The 6,864-nt window shown below is 56.5% G+C and carries 7 protein-coding genes; all 7 read right to left on the reverse strand.

The window, feature by feature from the left end:
- Window positions 1–7: 7 nt before the first annotated feature.
- The 7 genes from phoR to pstS all read right to left on the reverse strand — a co-directional run bounded on the left by phoR (window position 8) and on the right by pstS (window position 6,571).
- On the reverse strand, window positions 8–1,297 hold the full coding sequence (gene phoR / locus V7080_RS06400; protein ID WP_334187572.1) for a phosphate regulon sensor histidine kinase PhoR: 1,290 nt from the start codon (window positions 1,295–1,297) through the stop codon (window positions 8–10).
- 12 nt (window positions 1,298–1,309) lie between these two features.
- Window positions 1,310–1,999 (reverse strand): phosphate regulon transcriptional regulator PhoB, encoded by a 690-nt coding sequence (gene phoB / locus V7080_RS06405; RefSeq protein WP_334187573.1) that lies wholly within the window; start codon window positions 1,997–1,999, stop codon window positions 1,310–1,312.
- Between the two features lie 2 nt (window positions 2,000–2,001).
- On the reverse strand, window positions 2,002–2,709 hold the full coding sequence (gene phoU, locus V7080_RS06410) for a phosphate signaling complex protein PhoU (RefSeq protein WP_334187574.1): 708 nt from the start codon (window positions 2,707–2,709) through the stop codon (window positions 2,002–2,004).
- Window positions 2,710–2,747: 38 nt separating this feature from the next.
- Entirely contained in the window at window positions 2,748–3,530 is a 783-nt protein-coding gene (gene pstB / locus V7080_RS06415) for a phosphate ABC transporter ATP-binding protein PstB (protein ID WP_334187575.1), read from the reverse strand.
- A gap of 3 nt (window positions 3,531–3,533) precedes the next feature.
- Complete coding sequence (pstA, locus tag V7080_RS06420) at window positions 3,534–4,379, reverse strand: phosphate ABC transporter permease PstA (protein ID WP_334187576.1); 846 nt, start codon at window positions 4,377–4,379, stop codon at window positions 3,534–3,536.
- A gap of 11 nt (window positions 4,380–4,390) precedes the next feature.
- Window positions 4,391–5,419, reverse strand: a complete 1,029-nt coding sequence (gene pstC, locus V7080_RS06425; protein ID WP_334187577.1) for a phosphate ABC transporter permease subunit PstC — start codon at window positions 5,417–5,419, stop codon at window positions 4,391–4,393.
- 108 nt (window positions 5,420–5,527) lie between these two features.
- On the reverse strand, window positions 5,528–6,571 hold the full coding sequence (gene pstS / locus V7080_RS06430) for a phosphate ABC transporter substrate-binding protein PstS (protein WP_334187578.1): 1,044 nt from the start codon (window positions 6,569–6,571) through the stop codon (window positions 5,528–5,530).
- Window positions 6,572–6,864: the final 293 nt, after the last annotated feature.

Consider the following 6,864-nt stretch of genomic DNA (forward strand, 5'->3'; position numbering starts at 1 on the left):
TCCGGATTCAGCAGACGGACTCCTTCGGAAAGCTGACAGTAAAGGTACTGCCCTTCTCCGGCTGCGAGTCGATGGCTAGTACGGCATTATGGCGTATCAGCACATGCTTGACGATCGCCAGACCCAATCCTGTTCCCTGCGTCTCCCGCGAACGGCTTTTGTCGACCCGGTAAAAGCGCTCCGTCAGCCGGGAAATATGCTCCTGCCGGATACCAATACCGGTATCACGCACTACCAGTTGCGGGCCGGATGCGGTGTCCCGCCAGACAATGTCGATACTTCCATCCGCAGGCGTATAGCGAACCGCATTCGACACAAGGTTGCCGAAAGCGCTTCGAAGCTCCTCGGTGCTGCCCCTGATATCCGGACCATCCACGGCGAGGCTGATCTGGTGCTTGCCGCCCGAGAGAGCCATGCCCTCCTGATGCACCTGCTCCAGCAGGGCGGCGATGCCCACGCGCTCCGGCCGCAGCGGATATTCGATCGATTCCAGCCGGGTCAGTGCCAGCATGTCTTCCACCAGATTCTGCATGCGCTGCCCCTGCTCGGCCATCAGCTTCAGATGGGCCATTCGTGTCTGCGTATCGAGGTTCGGCTGGCTCGCCGCAATCTCCAGAAAACCGTTGATGACGGTCAGCGGCGTGCGCAATTCATGTGATGCATTGGCAATGAAATCGCGCCGCATCATTTCGATGCGCTGCGACTCGGTGGCGTCGTGGGTAACCAGGATCTGGCGCCGGTTCTCGAACGGGATGATATGGACAATCAGTTTTCGCTCACGGAAGCTCAAGGTCAGCGGCTGGTCGTAGCGGCCGAGGATGATGTAGTCCATGAATTCCGGACTGCGGACAAGGTTGGTGACACGTCTGCCCTTGTCGCGGTCGAGGTGAAGCCCGAGGTGCTTTTCCACCGCAGGGTTGCACCACTCAAGGAACAGCACGTCGTCCATGATGACCACGCCATCGGGCAGGAGACTCATCGCCTGCCGAAAGCGGGCCAGCCATTCCGTCAGTTCAGCCTGATTTTTTTCATCGCCGCGGCGCAGCTTGTACAGGCGGGAAAATATATCCGTCCAGGCGCCCCAGCCGTCAGGAAGTTTCGCGCTATTGGGATTGTCCAGCCAGTCCGCCAGCCGGTAGAGATAATGCAGTTGCACGCAAAGCAGGACACACATGCCCGCCATTCCGCACAGCAGCCCGAACACCGGGCCGAAAAAATACCAAAGGACACCGGCACCGAGCAGAATGAAGGACAGACGAAGGACGGCCGGAATCCAGAACAGCAGATGGGGATTCATAAAAAAGCGGAATTATTTTTCGGACAGCATGTAGCCTACACTACGAACGGTCTTGATGAGCGATTCCGCTTCTTTCAATGCTTTCCGCAGGCGCAGCACATGGACGTCGACGGTGCGTTCTTCGATCACCACATGATCGCCCCATACTTTGTCGAGCAACTGGCTGCGGGAGAACACCCGCTCGGGGTGGGCGAGGAAAAACTTGAGCAGCTTGAACTCGGCGTGGCCGATGTCGATTTTCTGTTCGTTCAGCATGACGCTGCAACTGATCGGATCAAGCGTCACCGGTCCGGCTGTCATCATGCTTTGCGCATGTTCAGGCGACTTGCGGCGCAGCAGCGCCTTTACTCGAGCAGTCAATTCACGCGGCGAAAACGGCTTGGTGATGTAGTCGTCGGCGCCGTTGTCGAGGCCGGCAATCTTGTCCTCCTCCATGCTCTTCGCTGTCAGCATGATGATCGGCAACTCATTCAGCTGGCGATCAGTGCGGATGCGGGACAACAGCCGGATGCCGGTCTGGTCAGGCAGCATCCAGTCCAGGAGGATCAGGTGCGGGGTACGGCGCTGGATAAACTCCCATGCCTCGGCCGCGGTATTCACAGCAAACGTATTCCAGCCGGCTTCCTTCAGGGTGTACGTCACCAGTTCGACGATCGACGGTTCATCCTCGACGATCAGGATCGTAGTCTTTTCAACGGCCATGGTCAGACAGCGCTATCCAGCTTGGTATGCACATAATCGGTATGGCGGATATCCTTGCCTTCCACCACGTAGATGACATATTCCGCGATGTTCTTCGCATGGTCGCCGATACGCTCAATCGCCTTCGCCACCCACAGCGTGTCGAGTGCGGCGGAGATGGTGCGCGGATCTTCCATCATGAAGGTGATCATGGTGCGGATGATCGAGCGGAACTCATGATCAACCACTGCATCCTGGGCAATCAGGCGCGCCGCCTGTTTTTCATCAAGGCGTGCGAACGCGTCCAGCGCATCGTGCAGCAGTTCAGCGGCACTATTGGCAATCACGCGAATCGATTCATAATGATTAAGGGCGCCGACAGGGCCTCGCTCATGCAGGTTTTTTGCTGTGCGGGCGATCTTGGTCGCCTCGTCGCCGATGCGCTCGAGGTCGGTGATGACCTTGATGGTGGCCATCACTGTCCTCAGGTCGTTCGCCGCTGGCTGGCGCTTCACGATCAGGTGGCTGCAGGTATCGTCGAGCGTCACTTCCAGCCGGTTGACGTTTTCATCGGCCTTGATGACCTGTTCGGCATGCTCGACATTTCCGGACCGGAAGCAGGATACCGCATCGTTGAACTGGCTTTCGACCAGTCCGCCCATCAGCAAGACCTTGGAGCGAATCGCTTCAAGGTCCATATCATATTGTTTTGAGGAATGGTCGCCCGGCATCAGGTTCTCCTTTGATTATTACGCGAAAACGGCTGCACTTATCCGAAGCGGCCGGTAATGTAATCCTGCGTTTCCTTCTTGGCAGGGTTCATGAAGATCTGATCAGTCTCGCCGAACTCCACCAGTTCACCCAGATACATGTACGCCGTATAGTCGGAACAGCGGGCCGCCTGCTGCATGTTATGGGTCACGATCGTGATCGTGTAATCCTGCTTCAGTTCGGTGATCAGCTCTTCAATTTTTGCGGTGGAGATCGGATCCAGCGCGGAGGTCGGCTCGTCCAGCAACAGTACATCCGGCTTGACGGCCACGCTGCGCGCGATGCACAGTCGCTGCTGCTGCCCGCCCGACAGCGACAGGCCGCTCTTCTGCAGTTTGTCCTTCACCTCGCCCCACAGAGCCGCCTTTTTCAGCGCCCATTCGACGCGCTCATCCATTTCGCCCTTGTTCAGGTTTTCGTACAGGCGGACGCCGAATGCAATATTTTCATATACGGACATCGGGAATGGCGTCGGCTTCTGGAAGACCATGCCAACCTTGGCGCGCAGCATGTTCACATCCTGCCCCGGCTCCAGGATATTGCGGCCGTGGTATATGATCCTGCCCTCGGCGCGCTGGCCTGGATACAGGTCGTACATGCGATTGAGCGTCCGCAGCAAGGTCGACTTGCCGCAGCCCGACGGGCCGATGAAGGCCGTCACCTTTTTCTCGTTGATATTCAGGTTAATGTTTTTCAATCCCTGAAAACTGCCGTAGAAAAAATTCAGGCCGGATATCTCGAAGGTCGCTTTTTCAACCAGCGGTGAAGCAATAGTATTCATAATTTAGCTCGGAATTTTTTGACTGAACAAGGTGCGCGACAGGATGTTCAGACCCAGCACACTGAAGGTGATCAGCAGCGCGCCGCCCCAGGCGAGCGAACGCCAGTTGTCGTACGGGCTCATCGCGAATTGATAAATCACGACCGGCAGATTGGCGAGCGGCTTGTTCATGTCGGCGCTGAAGAACTGGTTGTTGAGTGCCGTGAACAGCAGGGGCGCGGTTTCACCGGATATACGTGCCACTGCGAGCAGCACACCGGTCACGACGCCTGCCTTGACCGCGCGCAGCCTTACCATCATCGCCACCTTCCAGCGTGGTGCGCCGAGTGAAAATGCCGCTTCGCGCAGGCTGCTGGGCACCAGTTTCAACATATTGTCGGTGGTGCGTACAACGACGGGTATCGCGATCAGCGAAATGGCGAAGGAGCCGGCCCAGCCCGAAAAATGCTTGACGTTGGCAACGTAGATAGCATAGACGAACAGGCCGATGACGATCGACGGCGCCGACAGCATGATATCGGTGATGAAACGGGTGAACTGGGCCAGCCAGCTTTCCTCGCCATATTCCGCCAGGTAGATCCCGGCGAGAATGCCGATCGGCGTGCTGACAAGGGTCGCCGCGCCAACCATCAGCAGGCTGCCCACGATTGCGTTCATCAGACCGCCGCCCTCATTGCCTGGTGCCGGCGTGGTCTCGGTGAACAAGCTAAGGCTTAAGGCGCCGAAACCTTTCGACAGGAGCGTAAAAAGAATCCAGGCCAGGAAAAACAGGCCGACCGCCATGGCGAAGAAGGACAATGCAATGCCGACGCGGTGCGTCCACAGGCGCTTGCGATATACAGGGTTCATTACGGAGTTCATTATTTCGTCCCCTCGTTGCGAGACATTCCCATCAACATGAGTTTTGCTGCCGACAGCACCAGGAAGGTGATCAGGAACAGAATCAGGCCAAGTGCGAACAGCGACGATACATGCAGCGTCGATTCGGCCTCGGCGAATTCGTTGGCCAGCGTCGATGCGATGCTGTTACCGGGCGCGAAAAGTGACCATGAAAGCTTGTGTGCATTGCCGATCACGAAGGTGACCGCCATGGTTTCGCCGAATGCGCGCCCAAGGCCCAGCATCACGCCGCCGACCACGCCGTTGCGGGTGTACGGCAGCACGATCTTGCGTACCACTTCCCACTTCGTGCATCCCAGGCCGTAGGCCGACTCTTTCAAAACAGGCGGCACGATCTCGAAGACATCGCGCATCACGGATGCAATGAAGGGGATGATCATGACCGCAAGGATGATGCCGGCCGTCATGATGCCGATTCCCATCATCGGCCCTTTGAACAGATAACCGACGAACGGCAGCTGCCCGATCGTCGTGTTGAGAAGCGGTTGAATATAGTCGCCGAAGAGCGGCGCAAAGATGAACAGCCCCCACATGCCGTAAATGATGCTGGGGACGCCGGCGAGCAATTCAACAGCCGTGCCAAGCGGGCGCTTTAACGAGGCCGGGCATATTTCGGTAAGAAAAAGTGCGATTCCGAAACTGATCGGAAACGCAATAATTAATGCGATGAAGGAACTGGCGAGTGTGCCGACGATGGCAATCAGTGCGCCATACTGGTCGTTCACCGGGTCCCATTCGATAGTGGTGATGAATGCGGGACCGAATTCCTTGAATGCCGGCCAGGCACCGATAATCAACGAGATGATGATGCCGACCAGCACCAGCAGCACGCTGAGCGCGAAAGCGAGTGTTATTTTGTGGAACAGGAAGTCCTGTATCCGCTGCTTGCGCATTGTGGAAACCAATGCCTTGTGAGCCACCTCCGCATCCCGAACCTTGGCGTCCGAATCAAGAATGGGTGGGGAAATTGAAGAGATATTTGCACTCATAGTTCAGGTTCCCAATAACAATGCGTGGGCGCGCTTCGCGATAAAGCAGCAACCCACGCCTGCGAACACATCAGGCTTTAGCAGCCGATTTCAGCCGATTACAGCTGATCACCAGACGGCCTTGCCGGATCCATCCTTCAACTGCGTCTTCCATGCATCCTGCACCAGCTTGACCACAGGTGCCGGCATGGCGACGTAGTCCAACTCGGTCGCCATATTACCGCCGTTTTTGAACGACCACTCGAAGAACTTCAGCACTTCCTTGGCCTTCGCGGAGTCCGCCTGGGTCTTGTGCATCAGGATGAAGGAGGCACCTGTCATAGGCCAGCTCATTTTGCCTGCCTGGTCGGTCAGCAATACGCCCATGCCCGGAGTCTTGGTCCAGTCGGCGCCTGCGGCGGCGGCCTTGAACGTCTCGTCGTCCGGCTGAACGAACTGACCATCACGGTTCTGCATCTGGGTATGGCTCATCTTGTTGCGTTTCGCATAGGCGTACTCGACGTAGCCAATCGAATTCTTGATACGCTGCACGTTTGCGGCAACACCTTCATTGCCCTTGCCGCCCACGCCAGTCGGCCATTTCACTGCAGTCCCCACGCCAACGGTCGATTTGAACTCCGGGTTCACCTTCGACAGGTAATCCGCGAAGATGAAGGTCGTACCGGAGCCGTCGGAACGGTGCACAACGGTGATGTCGTCGCCCGGCAATTTGACGCCTTGATTGAGCGCCGCAATTTCCGGCGCGTTCCACTTCGTGATCTTGCCAAGGAAAATATCGCCAAGAACCTTGCCGTTGAGCTTCATCTGGCCCGGGGTAACGCCCTCAAGGTTCACGATCGGAACAACGCCGCCCATGATTGCGGGGAACTGGATCAGCCCGCTGGATTCAAGTTCTTCCGGCTTCAAAGGCATGTCCGAAGCGCCAAAATCAACGGTTTTCGCCTTGATCTGCTTGATGCCGCCGCCGGAACCGATCGACTGATAATTCAGGCCGTTTCCAGTCGCCTTTTTGTACTCTTCCGCCCATTTTGCATAGATCGGATATGGAAAAGTTGCGCCTGCGCCAGTGATGTCGGCCGCAATCGCGGATGTGAAAGTGAATGCGGCGCCCAATGCGAGGGCAGCCGATCCAAGGAATTTATTCAGTCGCATAATTGCTCCTAGGGTTTGTCAAATTGAGACAGACCGAACTCTAACCACTATTTGTGACATGTATATGACAGGGACGGAATTCCATGTCATAAATTGCCGAGAATATAAAATTCATGTCATCAAGTTGTCATATCGCCCCCCTACACTCCGGCTAGCGTGATCATCGGAAGCCGCTACAAATATGGATAAGAAGACGAAGTTGCAGAAAAGCGCAGTGGACGATTTGTTGCAGGGACAGATCTACCTGAACCGGGAATTGTCCCAACTCGCATTTAACCGCCGCGTACTTGCAC

The organism is Noviherbaspirillum sp. (genome assembly GCF_036846085.1).
In the GTDB taxonomy this organism is placed as follows: domain Bacteria; phylum Pseudomonadota; class Gammaproteobacteria; order Burkholderiales; family Burkholderiaceae_D; genus Noviherbaspirillum.

What these genes read in the sequence shown, in the direction of transcription:
- phoB (WP_334187573.1), bottom strand. Translation starts at nt 1,999, where the DNA reads ATGGCCGTTGAAAAGACTACGATCCTGATCGTCGAGGATGAACCGTCG.
- phoU (WP_334187574.1), bottom strand. Translation starts at nt 2,709, where the DNA reads ATGCCGGGCGACCATTCCTCAAAACAATATGATATGGACCTTGAAGCG.
- phoR (WP_334187572.1), bottom strand. Translation starts at nt 1,297, where the DNA reads ATGAATCCCCATCTGCTGTTCTGGATTCCGGCCGTCCTTCGTCTGTCC.
- pstS (WP_334187578.1), bottom strand. Translation starts at nt 6,571, where the DNA reads ATGCGACTGAATAAATTCCTTGGATCGGCTGCCCTCGCATTGGGCGCC.
- pstC (WP_334187577.1), bottom strand. Translation starts at nt 5,419, where the DNA reads ATGAGTGCAAATATCTCTTCAATTTCCCCACCCATTCTTGATTCGGAC.
- pstB (WP_334187575.1), bottom strand. Translation starts at nt 3,530, where the DNA reads ATGAATACTATTGCTTCACCGCTGGTTGAAAAAGCGACCTTCGAGATA.
- pstA (WP_334187576.1), bottom strand. Translation starts at nt 4,379, where the DNA reads ATGAACCCTGTATATCGCAAGCGCCTGTGGACGCACCGCGTCGGCATT.